Raw genomic sequence first — 22348 nt, 5'->3', positions numbered from 1 at the left:
GGCCAGTGGAGAGCGCCCTCAGGGAGCGGTGTCGTGCGGGACATGGCCACAGCCCTTGCAGCTGCTGCAGCTGCCGCAGCCGGGTGTGGTGCTGAGCTGCTGGCGGAGCTGCTCGGCCTTGTGGGCATCCACCAGCCCGGAACGCTGCGCGCCGCCTGCGAGCCGGCTGGCCAGCTGTGTGCGCCATGCCGCGGGCATGAGGCGCCATGCCGCGTACACGGCCGCAACCAGAACAATGGCATAGACGATGAATTGCTGCAGCATGAGAGTTCTCCTTTCGGCGCGGCAGGCCGGGTCAGGCCGCGAGCGCCAGCGTCATCCGATAGGCCACGAAACTGGCCAGGTAGGCCATGCCGAAGAGGTAGGCCGCCATGATCCACACGTAGCGCCAGCTGTGCGTCTCGCGGCGCACGGTGGCCAGCGTGGAGACGCACTGGGGCGCAAACACGAACCACACGAGCAGCGAGACGGCCGTGGCCAGTGACCACTGGTGGGCGATGAGCGGAGCGAGCTGTTCGGCCACGCCGTCCCCGCTGCTCGACAGGGCATACACGGTGCCCAGCGCGCCCACCACCACTTCCCGTGCGGCCATGCCGGGCACGAGCGCAATGGCGATCTGCCAGTTGAATCCGATGGGGGCAAAGAGGTGTTCGAGCAGGCGCCCCAGCATGCCGGCAAAGCTGTACTGGATGGCGGCACCCGTGGCACCCGCAGGCGGGGCCGGATAGCTGCTCAGGAACCACAGCACCACGGTCAGCGCGAGGATGATGGTGCCCACGCGGCGCACGAAGATCCAGCCGCGCTCATACAGGCCCAGCGCCAGATTGCGCGGGTTGGGCCAGCGGTAGGAAGGCAGCTCCATGAGCAGCGGCGAGAACGAGGCATGGCGGCGCCAGTGCTTCATCACCCACGCCACCAGCATGGCCGAGACGATGCCGAACAGGTAGAGCGAGAACAGCACCACCCCCTGCAGGTTGAACAGCCCCAGCACGGGGCGCGAGGGGATGAAGGCCGCGATCAGCAGGGCATACACCGGCAGGCGGGCCGAACAGGTCATGAGCGGCGCGATCATGATCGTGAGCAGCCGGTCGCGCCAGTTGCCGATGGTGCGCGTGGCCATGATGCCCGGCACGGCACAGGCAAAGCTCGACAGCAGCGGAATGAAGGACCGCCCGGAGAGCCCCACGGTGCCCATGATGCGATCCAGCAGGAAAGCGGCCCGCGGCAGGTAGCCCGAATCCTCCAGCGCCAGGATGAACAGGAACAGGATCAGGATCTGCGGCAGGAACACCAGCACTGCCCCGGCCCCGGCGATGGCACCATCCACGATCAGGCTGCGCAGCACGCCCGGAGGCATGACATGGCTCACCCACTGGCCAGCGGCTTCGGTGCCGGCCTTGATGGCGTCCATGGGGATGGAGGCCCAGCTGAACACGGCCTGGAACATCAGGAACAGGGTCACCGCCAGGATGGCGGGGCCCCACACCGGATGCAGCACCCAGCGGTCGATGTGGTCGCTGATTTCGAGCTTGCGTGTGGTCTGGTGCACGGCAGTGTGCACGATATGACGCACCTGCGCCTGAGTGGCCAGGATGTCGGCCAGCGAAGGCTTGCGCCACTCGCGGGCCTCTGCCTTGATGAGGTGCGGGCGCTGCAGGGGCTCGTCGAGCGCGGCCAGCAGATCGCGGGCGCCGTCGGCCTCGACCCCCACGGTCTCGACCACGGGCATGCCCAGTTCGTGCGACAGGGCGGCAAGATCGATCTCGATGCCGTTGTCGCGCGCCATGTCGCTCATGTTGAGCGCGAGCAGCATGGGCAGGCCGAGCTGACGGGCTTCCAGCACCAGCTGCAGGTTGAGCCGCAGGTTGGTCGCATCCACCACGCTCACCACCAGATCGGGCAGCGCCTCGCGGGAGTGTCCGGTGATGACGTCCCGTGTCACGGCCTCGTCGGCCGAGGCGGCATGCAGGCTGTAGGTGCCCGGAAGATCGAGCACGAACACATCACGCCCGGCGGGCGTGCGGGCCACGCCTTCCTTGCGCTCCACCGTCACGCCGGCGTAGTTGGCCACCTTCTGGCGGCTGCCCGTGAGCAGGTTGAACAGGGCCGTCTTGCCACAGTTCGGGTTGCCCAGCAGGGCAATGCGCTGCGGCGGACGCGGCTGGGTGGAGGCGGGCATCTGCACCGGCTGTTCAGTGGGCTTGCGCATGGCGTCCCTCCGGCTGTACCAGAATGCGTGCGGCCTCGTGCCGGCGCATGGCAAAGGTGGTGTGGCCAATGCGCACTGCCAGCGGATCGCGTCCAGCGAATCCGCGAGCCATGATGCGCACGCTTTCACCCGGCACGAAGCCGATTTCGGTGAGGCGCAGAGTCAGGTTGTCGTTCTTGCCGTCTGCATCGGGCAACACCTGGCTGACGACGGCCTGCTGACCGGTCGGCAGGGCATGCAGGGCAATCGGGCCTGCATCGGGAGAGATGGTTTTCACGGCATGGAGATGGCCAGAGGCCATTCGAGTGGCTGAATGATGCGGGCATCATAGCGCAAAACCCTAATGAATGAGAATTGTTTTCATTGACTGGCGTTGCGTTCCGTCTGCGCCATGATCCAGATCAGACATTCATATCCAGGCCACGACTGCCCGATGGCCGGGGGCAGCGCCTGCTGCGGCGGACAGGCGTGCTGCACAAAAAAGCCCCTGCGGGGCAGGGGCTGGACAGGACAGGGCGCCCGGCAGAGGCATCACGCCTCGTGGAGCAGCTTCTCGATCAGGGCGTGCAGCTCCTGGGGATTGGGTTCGCCCACGTAGCGCTTGACGATCTCGCCCTTCTTGTTGAGCAGGAACGAGGTCGGCGTGATGGAGATGTTGCCCCAGTTCCTGGCCGCGCTGCCGGTGCTGTCGAGGGCCACATCGAAGGGGAGCTGGCGGGTCTTGACGAAGTTCACCACGTAGGCCGGGGGGTCGTACTGCATGGCCACGGCCAGCGTGCGGTAGCCCTGGCTGCCGTATTTTTCCTGGGTGGCCTTGAGCATCGGCATTTCGCCCACGCAGGTGGTGCAGCTCGTGGCCCAGAAGTTCACCAGCGTGACCTTGCCCTTCCAGTCGTCGGTGGTGCGCTGGCTGCCGTCGAGCATCACGAAGCTGCTCTGCGGAGCCCGGTCATGGCTGGCAAAGGTGAAGTAGGCGGCAGCTGCCACGCCGAGGGCGGCCAGCAGGCCCATGAGGGAGAAGATGCGTTTCATGATGACAGATGCCTTGCGCGACGGCGGGCGGCGAGCCCGTTCCGTGTCGTTTCCATCGTGGGGAGATCGGTGCGCAAAGTGTAGTGGCTTTCCCCGGGGCGTGCAGGACCGGGGGCAAGTCCCCGTTTCCCGCTCCATGCCGATGCACTGTGGCAAAAGGACCTACAGCGCCCCGCCGGACCATGCCCTTGGCATGGCATGGAGTGTCGGCGCAGGGCGACGGAGCATGGCATGGGGGCGGGAGGGGGAGAGCGCCGAAGTATCATGCACGGATAGGTGCACCGCACCCTGCCTGCAAACAGGCGGGTGCAGTGTGTCCGACCATCCTCTTTTCCATGAACCATATCTTCCTCATTGCCCACGCCCCGCTGGCCCATGCACTGCGCCAGTGTGCCCTGCACGTCTTCCCGGACAGTGGCGAGCGCGTGCTGGCACTCGACGTGCAGCCCAATGAATCTCCCGAAGTGACGCTGGAATCGGCGCGCATCCTGCTTGAGCACGTGCACGGCAGCCGGGGGGTGCTGGTGCTCACCGATGTGTTCGGCGCCACGCCGAGCAACGTGGTGCAGACCCTGGTGCAGGAGCCTGGAGAGGATGGGCTGGAGCTGCGTGCACTTGCCGGGGTGAACCTGCCCATGCTGCTGCGCGCCGTGACCTATGCCGCACTGCCGCTGCCCGACATGCTCGAACGCGCCATGTCCGGCGGCAGCCAGGGCATCATGACCGTAGGCCGCGTACCGCGGCAGGACCAGAAACGAGAGCCTCCCGATGATTCAGCAATCCATCACCATCAGCAATAAGCTGGGCCTGCATGCGCGGGCCTCGGCCAAACTCACCAAGCTCGCTGGATCGTTCCCCTGCGAGGTCTGGATCAGCCGGGGCAGCCGCCGCGTCAACGCCAAGAGCATCATGGGCGTGATGATGCTGGCTGCCGGCATCGGCACCGAGGTCACGCTGGAAACCGACGGAGAGCGCGAGGCCGAGGCCATGCAGGCCCTGGTGGCCCTGTTCGAGGACAAGTTCGGCGAAGGGGAGTGATTTTCCGGCAGGGCCTGCGCACATCTGTGGGTATGATCGGGCAGTGCTCCCCCGATGGCCGATGCGGCCGGGGGAGGGCGTCCTTTGCCAGATCCTCCGGCGGCCTGTGCCTGCGGAGGCTCTGGCAAAAGACTTCGCCCTTCCTGTGCGCAGCCCCGCCTGACCGGAGCCGGCAGGAGGCGAGCGGGGCATCCACGGAGACACACCCATGACCATTTCCATCCATGGCATCGGCGTTGGGCGCGGCGTGGCCATCGGGCGCGCCGTGGTCATCGGTTCGAGCCGCGCAGACGTAGGCCACTATTTCATCGAGCCCGACCAGGTCGAGGCCGAAATGACCCGTGTGCGCGATGCCCGCGCCTCGGCCGTCCAGGAAATCCAGCTCCTGCTGGCCACCATGCCCAAGGACGTGCCCAGCGAGCTGTATTCCCTGCTCGAAGTGCACATGCTTCTGCTGCAGGACGACGAGATCTTCAGTGGCGTGCGCTACTGGATCGCCGACCGCCTCTACAACGCAGGCTGGGCGCTGTCCACCCAGTTCGAGAAGCTCGCACGCCAGTTCGACGAGATGGACGACCCCTATCTGCGCGAGCGCAAGGCCGACCTCGAACAGGTCATCGAGCGCATCATCAAGCGCATGCAGGGCGAGCAGTCGCTGCTCGCAGCCCAGCAGCAGGCCCGGCGGCAGGCCCGGGAGGCCGAGGCCAGCTTCCTGGACATCAACGCCCAAGACGTGCCCCTTGTGCTCGTCGCTCACGATCTGTCTCCGGCAGACATGCTCCAGTTCCGGCAGAGCATCTTCAAGGGCTTTGTGACCGACGTCGGCGGCAAGACCAGCCACACGGCCATCGTCGCACGCAGCATGGGCATTCCCGCCGTGGTGGGGGCGCGCAGTGCCAGCCAGCTCGTCCAGCAGGACGACTGGGTCATCATCGACGGCGATGCCGGGGTGCTGCTCATCAACCCGCCCCCCATCACGCTCGATGAATACAGCTTCCGGCGCCGGCAGGAAGAGCTGGACCGCACCCGCCTGCGTCGCCTGCTCAACACTCCCTGCGTCACGCTCGACGGACAGAAGGTCGAGCTGCTCGCCAATATCGAACTGCCCGAGGACACCGCAGCCGCCCTGGCGGCCGGGGCCGTGGGCGTGGGGCTGTTCCGCAGCGAGTTCCTGTTCATGGGACGCAAGGGCAACCTGCCCGACGAAGAGGAACAGTACCAGGCCTACTGCCGTGCCCTCGAAGGCATGAAGGGCCTGCCCCTGACCATCCGCACCATCGACGTCGGGGCCGACAAGCCCCTCAACGATGCCGTGCCCGACAACGCCCACCTCAACCCCGCGCTGGGGCTGCGCGCCATCCGCTGGAGTCTGGCCGAGCCCAGCATGTTCCTGACCCAGCTGCGCGCCATTCTGCGCACGGCGGCTCTGGGTCCGGTGCATCTGCTCATTCCCATGCTGGGACATGTCACCGAGATTCGGCAGACCATTGCGATGATCGCCATGGCCCGCGAGCAGCTGGACGCCAAGGGTGTGGCCTATGGCGAGGTGAAGCTCGGCGCCATGATCGAGGTGCCTGCGGCAGCACTCACCGCGCGCGAGTTCCTCAAGTACTTCGACTTCCTCTCCATCGGCACCAACGACCTGATCCAGTACACCCTGGCCATCGATCGTGCCGACGAGTCGGTCGCCTATCTGTACGATCCGCTCCATCCGGCCGTGCTGCAGCTCATCGCAGGCACCATTGCGGCCGCCCGTGCCGCCGGCAAGCCCGTGAGCGTCTGCGGCGAAATGGCCGGCGACACCACCTATACCCGGCTGCTGCTGGGGCTGGGGCTGCGCAGCTTCTCCATGCATCCCGCGCAGATTCTTGCCGTCAAGCAGGAAATCGTGCGCGCCCATGCGGCCAAGCTCGAATCCTGGGCGCAGTCCGTCATCCACAGCGATGACCCTGCCGTCATGCTGCAGCTGCCGCCAGAAGCCCTGCCCACAGGCTCTGCGGCGGCCTCGGCTTCTCCCGTGGCCGGACCGGCTCCGCTGCCTGCCGCCTCCTCCCTCAACCTGGCGGGCGCAACAGGGTCATGAACGTGGACACTGCTGGCCCCCGGGGGCGTCCCCGCAAGGTCAGCACATGCAATGCGCGCACCCAGCAGGTTCCGGCCGGTCGCTGCTGCCGCTGCACGGTCGGGGCTCTGCGGAGCATGGCTGCGGAAGGGGCCAGCACCTGCAGGGCCTGCAGCTGCAGCAGATCCGCCACCAGCACCTGAGGCAGCAGCGCCACACCATCGCCTGCCGCCGCCACACGGGCAATGGCCTCGTTGCTGCCCAGTTCGTCGCAGGCGGCGGGGGCAATGCCCATGGCAGCCCAGAAGGCCTCCATCTCCGTGCGCGTGCCCGATCCGGCCTCACGAGCGAGCCACCGGCATGACTGCAGCTGCCGTGGCGTGACGGTTCCGGCCCGCGCCAGAGGATGATCGGGGGCGGCCACCAGCGCCATCGCATCCTCGTGCCAGTCGGCCACTTCCAGAGTGGGGCCCGTCACTTCGCCCTCCACCAGCCCCACATCCGCCTCACAGCGCGCCACCCAGCCTGCCACTTCCTCGGTGTTGCCCACCCGCAGGGCGCAGTGCAGCCTCGGATAGTGCTGGCGCCACAGGGCCAGATAGCCCGGCAGCCAGTATCCGGCCACCGTCGTGCTGGCGGCCACCACCAGGGTACCCGACTGCAGTCCCACCCGCTGCCGCAAATCCTGCACGGCGGCATGCTCCAGCGCAAAGATGCCCTGCGCATGGGCCTGCAGCGCCTGACCGTCCGGGGTAAGGCGCACACCCCGGATGGCGCTGCGGTGCAGATCGCTGCCGCGTTCGATCAGTGGCAGTCCCACCTGCTCCTCCAGCTCCCGCACTGCGCGGGAGACGGCTGGCTGGCTCACATGCAGGGCTGTGGCCGCCTCCGAGAAACTGCCCAGCCGTGCCACGGCCTCGAACATGCGCAGCAGATGCAGATTGAGGCTCGACGCCATGCGTGTGTCCATGTCGGCAGCTCCTTCACTGTAAGGATTCGATGGCGGCATTCCATCAAGAAAGTGGATGAAAACAGAAAAACATTCTATTTCACTGATGGGTGCACACGCCCTATAGTGCACCCATCTTCCATGCTCTCTGCGGCGGACGGCCTTCCGTTTCGCTCCTTTCCCATGTCGCACGTTTCCCTTTCCCCGTCACGCTCCCGGCTGTTTCGCATCCGCACTCCCATGGCTCTGGGCCTCCTTCTGTCTGCACTGGTGGCCGCTGCGGGCATGGGGGCTGCCGATCTGCCCGCATTGCGCGACAGCGGCCTGGGGGCCCTCACACTCGCCATCGTGATCGGCATGGTCGTCGGCAATCTCGCCGGCCCGCGCTGGCTCCCCCATGTGGCCCCGGGCGTCGACTTTGCCCGTTCCAGCCTGCTGCGCGCCGGCATCGTTCTCTACGGGTTCCGAATCACCTTTGGCCAGATCCTGGCCGTGGGGTGGGTGGGGCTGCTGCTGGACATGGTCATGGTCGCCAGCACGCTCGGACTGGCCTGGGTGCTCGGGCGCCATGTGTTCCATCTGGATCGCGAAACCACGCTGCTCGTGGGCATGGGCTCGGCCATCTGCGGTGCAGCAGCCGTCATGGGGGCGGAGCCGGTGGTGCGTGCACCGGCACACAAGGTCTCCATTGCCGTGGCCACGGTGGTGGTGTTTGGCACTCTGTCCATGTTCGTCTATCCCCTGTTGTCGCACCTGCCGGGGCTCGATGCCCACGCCTACGGACTCTATGTCGGTTCCAGCATCCACGAGGTGGCCCAGGTGGTGGTGGCCGGTCATGCCGTCGGAGAACAGGCCGCCGCCACGGCCGTGATCGAGAAGATGCTGCGCGTCATGCTGCTCGCACCCGTGCTGCTCGTCATGGGAGCCTGGCTCGCTGGGCTGCGCAGGCAGGAAGCCGGGGAGGGCGTTGCAGAACCTGCCTCCCGGCGCGTGACCGTGCCCTGGTTTGTGCTGGCCTTCATGGGCGTGGCCGGGTTGCACACCCTGAATTGGCTGTCCCCACGGGAAGTGGCCCTGCTGGACGGGCTCGATACCTTCGTGCTTGCCATGGCCATGGCCGCGCTGGGTTTGCGCACCCATGTGTCGGCCATGCGGCAGACTGGCGTACGCCCACTCCTGCTGGCAGCCTCCCTGTGGATCTACCTCATGGCAGGCGGCTATGGCTGGAACCGCCTGCTGCTGGCGCTGGGCGCCTGAGGAACGCGCTCAGACGCCAGCGGCGTGCGCCTGCTGGTCGGCGTGGTAGCTGCTGCGCACCAGGGCGCCCACGGCCGCATGGCTGAAGCCCATTTCGCGTGCCTTCTCTTCGAACATCCGGAACGTGTCCGGATGCACGTAGCGGCGCACCGGCAGATGGCTGTTGCTCGGTGCCAGATACTGGCCGATCGTCAGCATGTCGATGCCGTGGGCACGCATGTCGCGCATGACCTCAAGGATCTCTTCATCCGTCTCGCCCAGTCCCACCATCAGTCCGCTCTTGGTCGGCACATCGGGAAACAGGGCCTTGAATTTCTTCAGCAGGCTCAGGCTGAACTGGTAGTCGGCGCCCGGTCGGGCCTGCCGGTACAGGCGCGGCACCGTTTCGAGGTTGTGGTTCATCACATCGGGCGGAGCCGCCTTCAGGATCTCCAGCGCCTTGTCGTCACGCCCCCGGAAATCCGGCACCAGCACCTCGATCTGTGTGTCGGGGGACAGCTCGCGCGTGCGCTGGATGCAGTCCACATAATGCTGTGCCCCCCCGTCGCGCAGATCGTCACGGTCCACGCTGGTGATGACCACATAGCGCAGCTTGAGGGCCGCAATCGTGCGCGCCAGGTTCAGTGGCTCGTCCGCATCGAGCGGATCGGGGCGGCCATGGCCCACGTCACAGAATGGGCAGCGTCGCGTGCACTTGTCTCCCATGATCATGAAGGTGGCCGTGCCATGCCCGAAGCACTCCCCGATATTGGGGCACGATGCTTCCTCGCAGACCGTCACGAGCTTGTTGCGCCGCAGAATGTCCTTGATTTCATAGAAGCGCGTGCTCGGGCTGCCCGCCTTCACGCGGATCCATTCGGGCTTGCGCAGAATCTCGTGCTGCTCGATCTTGACCGGGATGCGGCTGAGCTTGGCTGCCGCCTTCTGTTTGGCCAGAGGGTTGTAATCCTCCACGCTTTGCGCTTCGCGCACGACGGGATGGCTGCCGGAAACGGAGGAGTGATCGGTGCTCATGATGCAGGGAAAACGCCTGCAGCACGCAGGCACAAAAGAGACGCACACGCCCGGGACATGGCCCGTCACAGGGAGCGGGCGACACGCCGGGGACAGAAAGACGGAAGGGAAACTCGCCGCAGTGTAATCGACAGGCCCTGTCCCTGTCTCGCGTGTGTCCCGTCAGGGCGACAGCCGGGCCGCCAGCGCCTCACCCAGGCGGGACGCCGCTTCCTCCCAAGACGTGTGAACGCCGCAGAAGGCCAGATCTACCGTCTGCAGGCCCACATAGCCGCACGGGTTGATGCGGTGAAAGGGCTCCAGATCCATGTCCACGTTCAGGGCCACGCCGTGATAGCTGCAATGCCGACTCACCTTGATGCCCAGGGCCGAGATCTTGCCCAGACCGTCGAATTCCTGCCCCGGCGGACGGGGCCATGTCAGCGCACTGTGATCGAAGGGATCGGCCAGCCGCACATAGATGCCCGGAGCCCCCGGCACGCGGTGGCCGGTGACGCCGTAGCCTGCCAGCGTGCGCAGCACCGCCTCCTCGATCCGGAACACCAGCTCTTTCACGAAATATCCAGCACGCTGCAGGTCGATCAGCGGGTAGGCCACCACCTGCCCCGGCCCGTGATACGTCACCTGTCCGCCCCGGTTGCTCTGAACCACCGGAATTTCCCCGGCATGCAGCACATGCTCCGGCTTGCCAGCCAACCCCTGCGTGAACACCGCAGGGTGCTCGCACAGCCAGATCTGATCCGGGGACTCGGGCGTCCGGGTGGCGGTGTAGGCCCGCATTTCCTCGAAGGCCTCGGCATAGTCCATCCTGCCGCGCGGCACCACGGTGATGGTCATCAGAGCACCACCTTCACCATGGGGTGTCCGGTCAGTGCGCGGTACAGATCGTCGAGCTGTTCGCGGCTCGTGGCCGTCACCGTCAGGGTGACCCCCAGATATTTCCCACCCTTGCTCTCGCGGAGCTCGATGGTGGAGGCGTCGAAGCTGGGATCGAAGCGTTCGGCCACCTCCGTCATGGCATGCACGAAGCCATCGGCACACAGCCCCATCACCTTGATCGGAAATGCGCTGGGATATTCAATGAGCGATTTGCGGTCGTCGGCCAGATCGGCATCGCTCAGCGGAGAGGAGGAGGGGAGCGTCATGAAGGGCATCCTGGTGGAAAAGGCGGGGAAGCGGAGCGCCTGGGCCGGAGAGTGTCTCTGTCACGCCACGCCAAGCATCCTGTTTTCAGTGGAATTGAAGCACAAACCCTCGACATGGGGGTAGGCAGAGGGGATTCAACTGTGTCCATGCCCCAACCTGGGGCGTTCCGCACCAAATCCAGAGGCAATACAACGATTTGCGCACGCAAATAAAGCTTGCCTATGTATAATTCGCCGCACGAAGGCCCGTGCCCATTTGTACCCAGGAGTGGCGATTTGTAAAATGTCTGGTCCCGAGCACAAGTCCACGGCCCTCGTCGATGACGAACCCTCTCAGGAAACCTTCGTCCCCCTGTCCGCCGAAGAGGCGCAGGCGTGGCGTGCCGCACATCCCCAGCCTTCTCTGTGGCGCATCTGGCGCAGCCAGGTCGCGATGGGTATCTGTGCGTGTGTGCTGGCCTTGTTGCTGCGGCAGGCGCTCTCGTGGCCGTGGGCTGTGCCCGTGTCTGTCGCTTACGGAGTGCTGGCTGTGCTGGTGCCTGGGGGGCTGGCCACTGCAGGAATGTGGCGTGCCTCGCAGCGCATGCAAGGGGTGAGCAAGGTTGCAGGTGCAGGATTCGGCTTCGCGGTCATCCTGCTGTGGGAGGGCTTCAAGGTGCTGCTCACCATCGCCATGCTGGTCATGGCGCCCAGGGTGCTGCACGGATGGATAAACTGGCTGGCCCTGGTGGCTGGCTTCGTGGTGACGCTCAAGACGTACTGGTGGGCATGGATGCGCAGCCAGGCGAGGCGCCACCAGCGCTGATTTGTATTTGACGGATGGAGCAACATGTCTGGAAACGTTGAGCACGCGGCCACCCAGGGGCCGACCGCGGGTGAGTACATCACCCATCACCTGCAGCATCTGCAGCTGAATTTCCATCTCGAGCCGGTCAAGCAGGCCAAGCTGGTCGACTTCAGCCTGTTCAATGCGGATTCCATCTTCTGGGGAGTCCTGCTCGGGGCGCTGGCCTGCTTCATGCTGTGGCGCGGTGCGCGCAAGGCCACTTCCGGTGTGCCGGGGCGCTTCCAGGCTGCCGTCGAAATCCTCGCTGAAATGGTCGATAACCAGGCCAAGAGCGTGATCCACAATCCCCAGAGTCGCAAGGTCATCTCTCCCCTGGCCCTGATCGTGTTCGTGTGGATCTTCTTCATGAACGCCATGGACATGCTGCCCGTGGATCTGCTGCCGCGCATCTGGACCGGCATCTATGCCTCCACAGGTGGCGAGGCGCACCATGCCTACATGCGCGTCGTGCCGACTGCCGATCTGTCCACCACGCTGGGACTGTCCACGAGCGTGCTGCTGGTCTGTCTCTTCTACAACATCAAGATCAAGGGACTCGGTGGCTGGGCCCATGAGCTCATCGCTGCTCCCTTCGGAGACCACTGGGCGCTGTACCCCGTGAACTTCCTGATGCAGGTCATCGAATATGTCGCCAAGACCGTGTCCCACGGCATGCGACTCTTCGGCAACATGTTTGCCGGTGAACTCGTGTTCATGCTGATCGCCCTCATGGGCGGCGCCTGGGCCGTGACGGGAACCGGGATCGGTCTGGCCATTGGCCATCTGATCGCGGGCACCGTCTGGACGTTGTTCCACATCCTGGTGATCACGCTGCAGGCATTCATCTTCATGATGCTGACGCTGATCTACACCGGTCAGGCACACGACGCACACTGATTTTCCTTTTCAACCTTTTCACTTTTCCACCAACCTTTAGGAGCATTTCATGGAAAACATTCTCGGCCTCGTCGCACTGGCTTGTGGTCTGATCGTCGGTCTGGGCGCTATCGGCGCATCGATCGGTATTGCACTCATGGGCGGCAAGTTCCTGGAGTCCTCTGCACGTCAGCCTGAGCTGATCAACGAACTGCAGACCAAGATGTTCATTCTGGCCGGTCTGATCGACGCGGCCTTCCTGATCGGTGTTGCCATCGCCCTGCTGTTCGCCTTCGCCAACCCCTTCGTGCTGAAGTAATTCTGTTCACCTTTCATGACCGAAAGGGGATGACATGAATATCAATGCAACCTTGATCCTGCAAGGCCTGGTCTTCGCGATTCTTGTGTGGTTCACCATGACCTATGTGTGGCCTCCGATCGCCAAGGCTCTGGACGAGCGGGCCCAGAAAGTAGCCGAAGGGCTGGCAGCGGCCGACAAGGCCCGGTCCGAGCTCTCGGCCATGAACAAGAAGGTGGAGCAGGAGCTCGCCAGCTCCCGCAATGATGCTGCCACGCGCATGGCTGACGCCGAGCGCCGTGCACAGGGCATCATCGAGGAAGCCAAGGCCAAGGCCAACGAGGAAGGCAACCGCATCATCGCCGCTGCACAGGCCGAGGCCCAGCAGCAGGTGATCAAGGCACGTGATGCCCTGCGCGATGAGGTCGCCACGCTTGCCATGAAGGGCGCCGAGCAGATTCTCCGTCGCGAGATCGATGCCAGCGCACATGCCGAGCTGCTCAACCGCCTCAAGGCAGAGCTGTAATAAGGGACGACCATGGCAGAACTTGCAACCATTGCCCGTCCCTATGCACAGGCGCTGTACGAAGCCAGCCAAGGCAACCTGGCGGGCACGTCCCAATGGCTCCGGCAGCTTGCCGCCGTGGCCGGCAATGCCGAACTCGAACAGCTGGTGGGCAATCCCAAGATTGACGACAGCCAGCTGTTTGATCTGATTGCAGGTCTGCTGCCGGCTCCCCTGCCCCAGGCGGGTGTCAATTTTCTGCGTACCGTGCTGCAAAACGGCCGCCTTCAGGCGCTGCCCGAGATGGCACTCCAGTTCGAGTCCCTCAAGAACTCGGCTGATGGTGCTGCCGATGCCGTGATCTACAGCGCCTTCCCGCTCGAAGGCGCCGATCTGGCCGATCTGCAGGCGCGACTCGAGAAACACTTCCACACGCGTCTGCAGGTGAAAGTGGTCCTCGACAGCAGCCTCATCGGCGGCGTGCGCGTGGTGGTGGGCGACGAGGTGCTCGACACCTCCGTCAAGGCTCGTATCGAACAAATGAAACAGGCGCTGACTGCGTGAGCAGCAGGGTCTGAGTCTATATAGGAAAGAAGGAAAGAGTCATGCAGCTCAATCCCGCAGAGATTTCTGAGAACATCAAGAGCCGCATCGAAGGCCTCGTAGGCAAGGCCGATGTGCGCAATGAAGGCACCGTGATCTCGGTGGCCGACGGCATCTGCCGCATCTACGGTCTGTCCGATGTGATGCAGGGCGAAATGCTGGAATTCCCCGCAACCGCCGACGGTACTCCTACCTTCGGTCTGGCGCTGAACCTGGAGCGCGACTCCGTCGGTGCCGTGGTGCTGGGCGAGTACGAACACATTTCCGAAGGCGATACGGTCAAGTGCACCGGACGCATTCTGGAAGTGCCGGTCGGCCCCGAACTGATCGGGCGCGTGGTGGATGCGCTGGGTCAGCCGATCGACGGCAAGGGCCCCATCAACGCCAAGATGACCGATGTGATCGAGAAGGTTGCTCCGGGCGTGATCGCACGTCAGTCCGTGGATCAGCCGGTGCAGACCGGCCTGAAGTCCATCGACTCCATGGTGCCTATCGGCCGCGGTCAGCGCGAGCTGATCATTGGTGACCGTCAGACCGGCAAGACCGCCGTGGCCATCGACGCGATCATCAACCAGAAGGGTCAGAACATGACCTGTATCTACGTTGCCATCGGTCAGAAGGCATCGTCGATCAAGAACATCGTGCGTGCTCTCGAAGCCGCAGGCGCCATGGACTACACCATCGTCGTGGCTGCCACCGCGTCCGAGTCGGCCGCCATGCAGTACGTGTCTGCCTATGCAGGCTGCACCATGGGCGAATACTTCCGCGACCGTGGCCAGGACGCCCTGATCGTCTATGACGATCTGTCCAAGCAGGCCGTGGCCTACCGCCAGGTTTCCCTGCTGCTGCGTCGTCCGCCGGGACGTGAAGCCTACCCTGGCGACGTGTTCTATCTGCACAGCCGTCTGCTGGAGCGTGCTGCCCGCGTGAATGCCCACTACGTCGAGGAATTCACCAAGGGTGAAGTCAAGGGCCAGACTGGTTCCCTGACCGCACTGCCCATCATCGAAACGCAGGCAGGTGACGTGTCCGCCTTCGTGCCGACCAACGTGATTTCCATCACCGATGGCCAGATCTTCCTGGAAACCAGCCTGTTCAACGCCGGTATCCGTCCTGCCATCAATGCCGGTATCTCCGTGTCCCGCGTCGGTGGTGCAGCCCAGACCAAGCTCATCAAGGGCCTGTCCGGCGGTATCCGTACCGATCTGGCTCAGTACCGTGAGCTGGCAGCCTTTGCACAGTTCGCTTCCGATCTGGACGAAGCCACGCGCAAGCAGCTCGACCGCGGTGCCCGCGTGACCGAACTGCTCAAGCAGGCCCAGTACAGCCCGCTGTCCATCAGCCTGATGGCTGCCACCTTGTTTGCTGTGAACAAGGGCTTCCTGGACGACATCGAAGTCAAGCGCGTGCTTGATTTCGAATCCGGCCTGCATGCCTATCTGAAGGACAAGCACGCCGCACTGCTCGGACAGCTCGAAACCAGCAAGGCATTCGACAAGGAAGGCAAGGCCGAGAAGGAGCTGGCTGACGCCATCGCTGCCTTCAAGAAGTCCTTCGCTTGATCACGGGAGAGCAACGTGGCAGCAGGTAAGGAAATTCGCGGCAAGATCAAATCGGTGGAAAACACCAAGAAGATCACCAAAGCCATGGAAATGGTCGCCGCCTCCAAGATGCGCAAGGCACAGGATCGCATGTTCGCGGCTCGGCCCTACAGCGAGAAGGTCCGCGATATTGCTGCCAACCTTGGCAGGGCCAATCCCGAGTATGTTCATCCCTTCATGAAGGAACATGAGGATGCGAAGGATGTGGGCCTGATCGTGGTGACCACGGACAAGGGCCTGTGCGGTGGCATGAACACCAACGTGCTGCGTTGGGTCACCCACAAGATCCAGGAGCTCCAGACCAAGGGCAAGCATGTGCGCGCGGTCGCCATCGGCAACAAGGGTCTCGGTTTTCTGAACCGGGCCGGAGCGACGGTGGTGGCCAACAGCATCCAGCTGGGGGACACCCCCCACCTCGAGAAGATCATCGGCCCCGTGAAGGTGCTTCTCGATGCCTACGCCAAGGGTGAGCTGAGCGGGGTGTACATCAGCTACACCCAGTTCCACAACACCATGAAGCAGGAAGCTGTGGTGGAGGCGCTGCTGCCCCTGTCCAAGGCCAAGATGGAGGAAGAATCCATCGCCAGCGGCAAGGCCCATTCCTGGGACTACATCTATGAACCCGATGCCCAGTCGGTGATCGATGACCTGCTGGTGCGCTATGTGGAAGCCCTCGTCTACCAGGCCGTGGCTGAGAACATGGCGTCCGAGCAGTCTGCGCGCATGGTGGCCATGAAGGCCGCTTCCGACAATGCCGGCAACGTGATCAACGAGCTCAAGCTGGTCTACAACAAGACCCGCCAGGCTGCCATCACGACGGAGCTCTCGGAAATCGTGGCCGGCGCCGCCGCAGTGTAAATATTCAAATCATTGGAGCAAAAAATGGCTCAGGAAAACCTGGTAGAAGGCAAGATCGTGCAGTGTATCGGCGCCGTGGTGGACGTCGAATTCTCGCGCGGTCACCTGCCGAAAATTTTTGATGCCCTCAAGATGGAGGGTTCTCCGCTGACGCTGGAAGTCCAGCAGCAGCTGGGTGACGGCGTGGTGCGTACCATTGCCCTCGGTTCTTCCGATGGTCTGCGTCGCGGCATGACGGTGTATGACACGCAGGCTCCCATCACCGTGCCGGTGGGTCCTGCGACCCTCGGCCGCATCATGGACGTGCTGGGCAATCCGATCGACGAGCGCGGTCCCGTGGATCAGGCGCAGATGGCCTCGATCCACCGCAAGGCTCCGGCCTACGACGAACTGAGCCCCTCGCGCGAACTGCTCGAAACCGGCATCAAGGTGATCGACCTGGTCTGCCCGTTCGCCAAGGGCGGCAAGGTGGGTCTGTTCGGTGGTGCTGGCGTGGGCAAGACCGTGAACATGATGGAACTCATCAACAACATCGCCAAGGGCCACGGGGGCCTGTCGGTGTTCGCTGGTGTGGGCGAGCGCACCCGCGAAGGCAACGACTTCTATCACGAAATGTCGGACGCCGGCGTGGTCAAGCAGGACAACCTGTCCGAATCCAAGGTGGCCATGGTGTATGGCCAGATGAACGAGCCTCCGGGCAACCGTCTGCGCGTCGCCCTGACCGGTCTGACCATGGCCGAGTCCTTCCGTGACGAAGGCAAGGATGTGCTGTTCTTCGTGGACAACATCTACCGCTACACGCTGGCCGGTACCGAAGTGTCCGCTCTGCTGGGCCGCATGCCTTCCGCCGTGGGCTACCAGCCGACGCTGGCTGAGGAAATGGGCCGTCTGCAAGAGCGGATCACGTCGACCAAGGTCGGTTCCATCACGTCCATCCAGGCCGTCTACGTGCCTGCGGATGACTTGACCGACCCGTCTCCTGCCACGACCTTCGCCCACTTGGACTCCACCGTGGTGCTGAGCCGCGACATCGCGGCCCTGGGTATCTATCCGGCCGTCGATCCGCTCGATTCCACCAGCCGCCAGCTTGATCCGCAGGTGGTGGGTGAAGAGCACTATGGCGTGGCCCGTGCGGTGCAGGGAACGCTGCAGCGCTACAAGGAACTGCGTGACATCATCGCGATTCTGGGCATGGACGAACTGGCTCCTGAAGACAAGCTCACCGTGGCACGTGCACGGAAGATGCAGCGTTTCCTGTCGCAGCCGTTCCATGTGGCCGAAGTGTTCACGGGCTCTCCGGGCAAGTATGTGCCCCTGTCCGAAACGATCCGCGGCTTCAAGATGATCGTCAGCGGCGAGTGCGACCATCTGCCCGAACAGGCCTTCTACATGGTCGGTACCATCGACGAAGCCATCGAAAAAGCCAAGAAGCTGGGCTGAAAAGGGGACGCTGAATGAATACCCTGCACGTCAATGTCGTCAGCGCGGAGGAGTCGATCTTCTCGGGTCGGGCACGCTTTGTGGCACTCCCCGGCGAGAGCGGCGAGCTGGGCATTCTGCCCGGCCACACGCCGCTGATCACGCGCATCAAGCCGGGGTCGGTTCGCATCCAGAAGGAAGATGGCAACGAGGAATTCGTCTTTGTGGCCGGTGGCATTCTGGAAGTGCAGCCCAACGGCGTGACGGTTCTGTCCGACACGGCCATCCGTGGCAAGGATCTGGACGAGGAGAAGGCCAATCGGGCGCGTCAGGCGGCCGAGGAAGCCCTCAAGAACGCCAAGACCGACTTCGATGTGGCGACTGCACAGGCTGAACTGGCTGTCATGGCAGCACAGCTCGCTGCGCTGCGCCGCTTCCGCCAGAAGCACTGAGCACCTCCTCGCGTCCCTGCCTTTGGGCAGGATGCCGGGGGAGCCAGAGGCTCCCAGGTCCACACCTCCTTCGGGATGTGTGGACTTTTTTTTGAGACATCGGTATCAACCCGCTGCCTCCAGGGCTGCGCATGGCGATGTACTTCGGGAGGGCGATGGCCTTCTGGTTGTGCTGATGCTGCAGGATGCATCAGGAGGTGCGTGTTCCGTTTCTCTGTGGTCAAGGGAGTGGGCTCGCTACACTAGAACCAGAAAAAGGTCATGCCCGTTGTGGGCATCCTCTCTATGAGGCAAGCGTCTGTGTGCTCCGGGCGAGGAAGTCGGAGATGGATGCGGAGCCTCCTTTCCGATCACAAAGGAGAATCATGGAATTGCTGACTGCGGCCTGGTGGTCGTCGCTGATGGCCATTGTGCTGATCGATCTGCTGCTGGCGGGGGACAACGCCATCATGGTGGCGCTGGCTGCGCGTTCCCTGCCGCGCCACCTGCAGGGCAAGGCCATTGTGTGGGGGACTGTCGGAGCTGTAGTGGTGCGCACGCTGATGACCATCGGGGTGGTTTGGCTTTTGCGCATTCCGGGGCTGATGCTGATCGGCGGACTGGGTCTGGTCGTGATCGCCTATCGGCTGCTGGCGGATGTGGGGCACGGCGAGGAGGCCGGACCTTCGGCCACTACGTTCTGGGGGGCGCTGCGGACCATCATCGTGGCCGATGCCCTGATGGGAATCGACAATGTGCTGGGGGTGGCAGGCGCAGCGCATGGGCGCGTGGATCTGGTGGTGGCGGGGCTGCTCATCAGCGTGCCCATCATGGTGTTCGGCAGCAGCCTGGTGCTGAAGGTGGTGGACCGGTTTCCCATCATCACCTATCTGGGGGCAGGGGTGCTGGGCGTGACGGCCGGTAAGATGATCGTGAGCGAGCCGTGGGGGCTGAAAGCCTTCTTTGCGCAGCGTCCCGTGGCGTACTGGGGCGTGGTGGTCGCTGTGACGCTGCTGATTCTGGTGGCGGGGCACCTGGCGCATCGGCGCAATCGTCGGGCAGCCATCGAGGAGCTCAATGCCCGCCTGGGAGAAGCGGAAGCACCGGCGGTCTCGGAACCTTCGGAGCACTGAGTCTTCTCGGCCCGAGCCTGCTGCTGCAGACAGCCACCGCACCAAGGGGCCCTGCAGCCAGATGCAGATCAGCGGTCGTTCTGTGCGCGTGCTGAAGCCTGCTGTGCCAAAGGGGGTGGGGGCACGATGGATTGTTCGAGTTCGGCCATGCGCTGTGTTTCCTGACTCAGCAGGACAGGCAGCATGCCCTTGATGGCCTGCATGAGCAGCTGGGGACCTTCTGTGATCATGGCTTCTGCAGAGGCATGGCCGGGGCTGTGTCCGGTCTGCTGGGCAGAAAGGGCCGACAGCAGCAGACGGAGATAGCTGCGAACCACCAGCCGGAGTTCGCGGCTGATGGTGGCCTGAATCTCGAGTGCCTGCTCCAGGTGGATGCCCAGCTCGACCATGCGGTCGGCCACGGCCTCCACCTCGGGATTGTCGCGTTCGATGGTGCCGCCCGGAAGGATGCGCTGCAGGCCGCTCCTGTGCATGAGCTCGATCATGGCAGGGGTGAGGTTTTCCTGCCATTTGTCCTCGAAACTTTCCACCGAGATGCGCTGTGGTTCGGAGTCGGGCGGCAGGTGGCGCGTGAGGGTGCGTGCGAGGTTGCCGAGACGCAGCCAGGGCGTGAGACCGCTCTGGTCGCCGGATTCGGTGAAGACGGCCTTGATGCGTTCCAGACTGATGCCCTGTCCCCGCAGGGTGCGGATGACCTGGAGCTGCATGAGATGTTCGTCACCGTACAGACCAAGGCGTCCCTTGAGGGTGGGAGGGGACAGGAGCCCCGCGCTGTTGTAGGCGCGGACATTGCGCACGGTCATGCCGACCTGTGAGGCGAGCTCCTCGATGGTCATGGTGTGGGCCTGTTCCGGGAGAGGCGTCCGGGAAGCGGTGTGGCTGGACGTGTCCGGTGTCGGGGCGATCGGGGGCTGTGCCGGCGAGGAAGCCTGGCGCGCATCCCTGCGGGGCGGGAGGGGGTGTCTGTCTCGTGTGCGCATGATCCGGCGAAGAGCGGAGAATCTGGTGCGTCAATTATGTCGCGCGGCTGTCGGAAAGAGTGTTCCAGAGAAACCCTGCATTGCTCCAATTAGGCGCACATGCTTCAAAAGGGAGCGTATGCCGGCGTGTCTGTGGCCGGAGCATGCGCCTTGAACCCGACAGGCGGCTTACTTGAGCCACCCGCGTCGCCGGAAGTACCACATGGGCAGCAGCGCACTGGCAATCATGAGGACGATGGCCCAGGCATAGCCGAATTTCCATTCCAGTTCGGGCATGAACTTGAAGTTCATGCCGTAGAGACTGGCCACCAGCGTGGGGGGAAGCAGGGCCACGCTCGCAACCGAGAACAGCTTGATGATCTTGTTCTGGTTGATGTTGATGAAGCCGACGGTGGCGTCCATGAGGAAGTTGATCTTGTCGAACAGGAACGTGGTGTGGCTGTCGAGCGAGTCGATGTCGCGCATGATCTGGCGGGCTTCCTCGAACTGCTCGGCCGTGAGCATGCGGCTGCGCATCATGAAGCTCACGGCACGGCGGGTGTCGGTGGCGTTGCGGCGAATGCGGCCGTTCATGTCTTCCTGGCGGGCGATGGTGCCAAGCACTTCGCCGGCGACATCGTCGGTGACGTCGCCCTTGAGAACCTGATCGCTGGCCTTTTCGAGCGCGAGGTGGATTTCTTCGAGCGTGTCGGCGCTGTATTCGACATCGGCATCGAAGAGCTTGAGCAGCAGCTCCTTGGCATCGGTGATGAGCCCGGGCATGCGGCGGGCCCGCATGCGGATCAGCCGGAAGGCAGGCACCGTGTCGTCGTGGATGGAGAACAGGATGTTGAAGCTGCGCAGCTCGGGATTGTTCTGATTGAGGATGAAGGCCACGCGCTCGGTGCTGGGGTCGTCGAAGTCAGCCACCAGGAAGTCGGAGCGGATGTGCAGTTCGCCGTTGTCTTCCTCGTAGAAGCGGGCGGATTCCTCGATGTCCTCGTCCATCGCATCTTCGGGGATGGAGAGGCCGTAGTGCTGCTTGATCCAGCGCTTTTCTTCCATGGTCGGGTCTTCGAGGTCGACCCAGATGGGCTTGAAGCGGGTGAGCTCTTCGAGCGACTCGATTTCTTCCTGGAACAGGCGGCCGTTGGCCAGCGTGAAAATGTTCAGCATGGGGTCGTTTCATCCACGGTTCGGAGTCGCACCTCGGAAGGCGCGACCGGCAGGGCACGGAGGGGCGGGGTTGGCTTCCGTCGCGTGCGGCCAGTCCGGGAGAAGGACCGTCGTCAGTCGCGCGGAAGCCAGCAACTCGGGCTGGGTTCCATGAGGGGAGGGCAAATGCCGTTGAGGGAATGCACGGAATTATCGCACTGCAATATGCACCATGGCAGTGCGGAGTGGTGGTGCGAAACCTGCTGGGTGGTCGAATGGGGCATGGGGCCTTCTGCCTGTTGCGACGCGGCGACTGAGGGGGCCGAAGTGAGGTCAGCGGGCAGAACGTGGCAGCGTGATGGTGCGGAAGGTGAGGTTGATGCGCGGCTCCCGGATGCCTGTCATGGGAGGCAGGGCGTGCTGCCAGTGGCGCTGCAGGGTACCCGCCATGACGATGAGCTGTCCGTGATGCAGCAGCAGTTCGCATGTGTGCGGCATGCTGCGATGGCGGAAGCGGAATCGCCGGGTGGCTCCGAGGCTCAGGGAGGCGATGCAGGGCAGGGGGCCGAGTTCCGGTTCATCGTCGCTGTGCCAGCCCATGCCTTCGCGGCCGTCGTGGTAGAGGTTGAGCAGGCAGGAGTTGAAGGTGGAGCCGGTCAGAAGACTCACCTCGTCCCGTAGATGCTGCAGCGTCGGGGTCCAGGGGGCTGCGGCGTGTGGGCGTCCGGAATAGCGGTAGACCATGCCGGGATCGCCGTGCCAGGCGATTTCGCGGCGGGTGACGACGGTGCGGCCCTGCATGCGCAGGGTGTCATGCTCCCATGCTGCTTCAGCGTGCAGGGCCTGGAAGGCGGCGTCGGCTTCGCGGGCCGTGAGCATGGTGCCCAGATCATGCAGCACGCCATCCCGGGGGATCAGATTGATGGGGGGCAGGCCCGGAGTGGCGAACAGGTCGTCGGGCATGGCAGACCGGAGATG

At 64.0% G+C, this 22348-nt stretch carries 25 protein-coding genes; 14 read left to right on the top strand and 11 right to left on the bottom strand.

Features of this window, described 5'->3' with window-relative positions; translation table 11 throughout:
• Positions 1-18: 18 nt before the first annotated feature.
• The 4 genes from ACP2WS_RS09720 to ACP2WS_RS09705 all read right to left on the bottom strand — a co-directional run bounded on the left by ACP2WS_RS09720 (position 19) and on the right by ACP2WS_RS09705 (position 3241).
• Positions 19-264: a DUF6587 family protein gene (locus tag ACP2WS_RS09720; protein ID WP_426460617.1), complete on the bottom strand. Its 246-nt coding sequence runs from the start codon at positions 262-264 to the stop codon at positions 19-21.
• Positions 265-295: 31 nt separating this feature from the next.
• Positions 296-2209 (bottom strand): ferrous iron transport protein B, encoded by a 1914-nt coding sequence (gene feoB, locus ACP2WS_RS09715; protein ID WP_426460615.1) that lies wholly within the window; start codon positions 2207-2209, stop codon positions 296-298.
• A complete protein-coding gene (locus tag ACP2WS_RS09710; protein ID WP_426460613.1) occupies positions 2193-2486 on the bottom strand; it encodes a FeoA family protein in 294 nt (97 codons plus the stop codon). The genes feoB and ACP2WS_RS09710 overlap by 17 nt, the downstream gene beginning before the upstream one ends.
• A 254-nt stretch (positions 2487-2740) precedes the next feature.
• Positions 2741-3241 carry a TlpA disulfide reductase family protein gene (locus ACP2WS_RS09705; RefSeq protein WP_374491896.1) on the bottom strand — a complete coding sequence of 167 codons (501 nt, stop codon included), beginning with the start codon at positions 3239-3241 and terminating at the stop codon, positions 2741-2743.
• Between the two features lie 335 nt (positions 3242-3576).
• On the opposite strand from ACP2WS_RS09705, the gene ACP2WS_RS09700 reads away from it, so the two are divergent.
• The 3 genes from ACP2WS_RS09700 (at position 3577) to ptsP (ending at position 6362) form a co-directional block, all read left to right on the top strand.
• The gene (locus ACP2WS_RS09700; protein WP_374491895.1) at positions 3577-4041 is read left to right on the top strand and encodes a PTS sugar transporter subunit IIA; all 465 of its coding nucleotides are present in this window, start codon (positions 3577-3579) and stop codon (positions 4039-4041) included.
• Positions 4010-4279 carry an HPr family phosphocarrier protein gene (locus ACP2WS_RS09695; protein WP_374491894.1) on the top strand — a complete coding sequence of 90 codons (270 nt, stop codon included), beginning with the start codon at positions 4010-4012 and terminating at the stop codon, positions 4277-4279. Before ACP2WS_RS09700 ends, ACP2WS_RS09695 begins: the two co-directional genes overlap by 32 nt.
• A 208-nt stretch (positions 4280-4487) precedes the next feature.
• On the top strand, positions 4488-6362 hold the full coding sequence (gene ptsP / locus ACP2WS_RS09690; protein WP_426460610.1) for a phosphoenolpyruvate--protein phosphotransferase: 1875 nt from the start codon (positions 4488-4490) through the stop codon (positions 6360-6362).
• On the opposite strand, the gene ACP2WS_RS09685 is transcribed toward ptsP, so the two are convergent.
• A complete protein-coding gene (locus ACP2WS_RS09685; protein ID WP_426460608.1) occupies positions 6334-7311 on the bottom strand; it encodes a LysR substrate-binding domain-containing protein in 978 nt (325 codons plus the stop codon). The genes ptsP and ACP2WS_RS09685 overlap by 29 nt on opposite strands.
• Before the next feature lie 219 nt (positions 7312-7530).
• Between ACP2WS_RS09685 and ACP2WS_RS09680 the strand changes: the two genes are divergently transcribed.
• Positions 7531-8547, top strand: coding sequence for a YeiH family protein (locus ACP2WS_RS09680; protein ID WP_426460606.1), 1017 nt, complete (start codon positions 7531-7533; stop codon positions 8545-8547).
• A gap of 9 nt (positions 8548-8556) precedes the next feature.
• Here ACP2WS_RS09680 and lipA read toward each other — a convergent pair whose 3' ends face one another.
• The 3 genes from lipA to ACP2WS_RS09665 form a co-directional block, all read right to left on the bottom strand.
• A complete protein-coding gene (lipA, locus tag ACP2WS_RS09675) occupies positions 8557-9561 on the bottom strand; it encodes a lipoyl synthase (RefSeq protein ID WP_426460605.1) in 1005 nt (334 codons plus the stop codon).
• Positions 9562-9723: 162 nt separating this feature from the next.
• Complete coding sequence (gene lipB / locus ACP2WS_RS09670) at positions 9724-10398, bottom strand: lipoyl(octanoyl) transferase LipB (RefSeq protein ID WP_426460603.1); 675 nt, start codon at positions 10396-10398, stop codon at positions 9724-9726.
• On the bottom strand, positions 10398-10706 hold the full coding sequence (locus ACP2WS_RS09665; protein ID WP_374491888.1) for a YbeD family protein: 309 nt from the start codon (positions 10704-10706) through the stop codon (positions 10398-10400). The genes lipB and ACP2WS_RS09665 overlap by 1 nt, the downstream gene beginning before the upstream one ends.
• A 283-nt stretch (positions 10707-10989) precedes the next feature.
• On the opposite strand from ACP2WS_RS09665, the gene ACP2WS_RS09660 reads away from it, so the two are divergent.
• The 10 genes from ACP2WS_RS09660 to ACP2WS_RS09615 all read left to right on the top strand — a co-directional run bounded on the left by ACP2WS_RS09660 (position 10990) and on the right by ACP2WS_RS09615 (position 19256).
• Positions 10990-11511, top strand: coding sequence for an ATP synthase subunit I (locus tag ACP2WS_RS09660; protein WP_374491887.1), 522 nt, complete (start codon positions 10990-10992; stop codon positions 11509-11511).
• Positions 11512-11535: 24 nt separating this feature from the next.
• On the top strand, positions 11536-12429 hold the full coding sequence (gene atpB / locus ACP2WS_RS09655) for a F0F1 ATP synthase subunit A (RefSeq protein ID WP_426460600.1): 894 nt from the start codon (positions 11536-11538) through the stop codon (positions 12427-12429).
• A 49-nt stretch (positions 12430-12478) separates the two neighbouring features.
• Positions 12479-12727, top strand: coding sequence for a F0F1 ATP synthase subunit C (atpE, locus tag ACP2WS_RS09650; protein WP_042429601.1), 249 nt, complete (start codon positions 12479-12481; stop codon positions 12725-12727).
• A gap of 34 nt (positions 12728-12761) precedes the next feature.
• Positions 12762-13232, top strand: coding sequence for a F0F1 ATP synthase subunit B (locus ACP2WS_RS09645; protein ID WP_374491885.1), 471 nt, complete (start codon positions 12762-12764; stop codon positions 13230-13232).
• Between the two features lie 12 nt (positions 13233-13244).
• Complete coding sequence (locus ACP2WS_RS09640; RefSeq protein ID WP_374491884.1) at positions 13245-13775, top strand: F0F1 ATP synthase subunit delta; 531 nt, start codon at positions 13245-13247, stop codon at positions 13773-13775.
• A gap of 41 nt (positions 13776-13816) precedes the next feature.
• The gene (atpA, locus tag ACP2WS_RS09635) at positions 13817-15376 is read left to right on the top strand and encodes a F0F1 ATP synthase subunit alpha (protein WP_374491883.1); all 1560 of its coding nucleotides are present in this window, start codon (positions 13817-13819) and stop codon (positions 15374-15376) included.
• 15 nt (positions 15377-15391) lie between these two features.
• Complete coding sequence (gene atpG, locus ACP2WS_RS09630) at positions 15392-16273, top strand: F0F1 ATP synthase subunit gamma (RefSeq protein WP_374491882.1); 882 nt, start codon at positions 15392-15394, stop codon at positions 16271-16273.
• A 24-nt stretch (positions 16274-16297) separates the two neighbouring features.
• On the top strand, positions 16298-17713 hold the full coding sequence (gene atpD, locus ACP2WS_RS09625) for a F0F1 ATP synthase subunit beta (RefSeq protein WP_374491881.1): 1416 nt from the start codon (positions 16298-16300) through the stop codon (positions 17711-17713).
• Positions 17714-17727: 14 nt separating this feature from the next.
• Positions 17728-18144, top strand: coding sequence for a F0F1 ATP synthase subunit epsilon (locus ACP2WS_RS09620; RefSeq protein ID WP_374491880.1), 417 nt, complete (start codon positions 17728-17730; stop codon positions 18142-18144).
• A gap of 365 nt (positions 18145-18509) precedes the next feature.
• Entirely contained in the window at positions 18510-19256 is a 747-nt protein-coding gene (locus tag ACP2WS_RS09615; protein WP_374491879.1) for a TerC family protein, read from the top strand.
• A 68-nt stretch (positions 19257-19324) separates the two neighbouring features.
• Here ACP2WS_RS09615 and ACP2WS_RS09610 read toward each other — a convergent pair whose 3' ends face one another.
• From ACP2WS_RS09610 to ACP2WS_RS09600, 3 genes are all read right to left on the bottom strand, one after another.
• The gene (locus ACP2WS_RS09610) at positions 19325-20092 is read right to left on the bottom strand and encodes a MerR family transcriptional regulator (RefSeq protein WP_374491878.1); all 768 of its coding nucleotides are present in this window, start codon (positions 20090-20092) and stop codon (positions 19325-19327) included.
• 312 nt (positions 20093-20404) lie between these two features.
• Positions 20405-21391 carry a magnesium/cobalt transporter CorA gene (gene corA, locus ACP2WS_RS09605; RefSeq protein WP_374491876.1) on the bottom strand — a complete coding sequence of 329 codons (987 nt, stop codon included), beginning with the start codon at positions 21389-21391 and terminating at the stop codon, positions 20405-20407.
• A 312-nt stretch (positions 21392-21703) separates the two neighbouring features.
• Positions 21704-22333: an alpha-ketoglutarate-dependent dioxygenase AlkB family protein gene (locus ACP2WS_RS09600; protein WP_426460595.1), complete on the bottom strand. Its 630-nt coding sequence runs from the start codon at positions 22331-22333 to the stop codon at positions 21704-21706.
• Positions 22334-22348 lie beyond the last annotated feature (15 nt).

Origin of the sequence: Brachymonas moutaii (nom. illeg.) (assembly GCF_049977365.1) — a bacterium.
Lineage (GTDB): Bacteria > Pseudomonadota > Gammaproteobacteria > Burkholderiales > Burkholderiaceae_C > Brachymonas.
The sequence above is the reverse complement of the archived record's forward strand: the minus strand, read 5'-3'. Positions and strand labels throughout refer to the sequence as shown.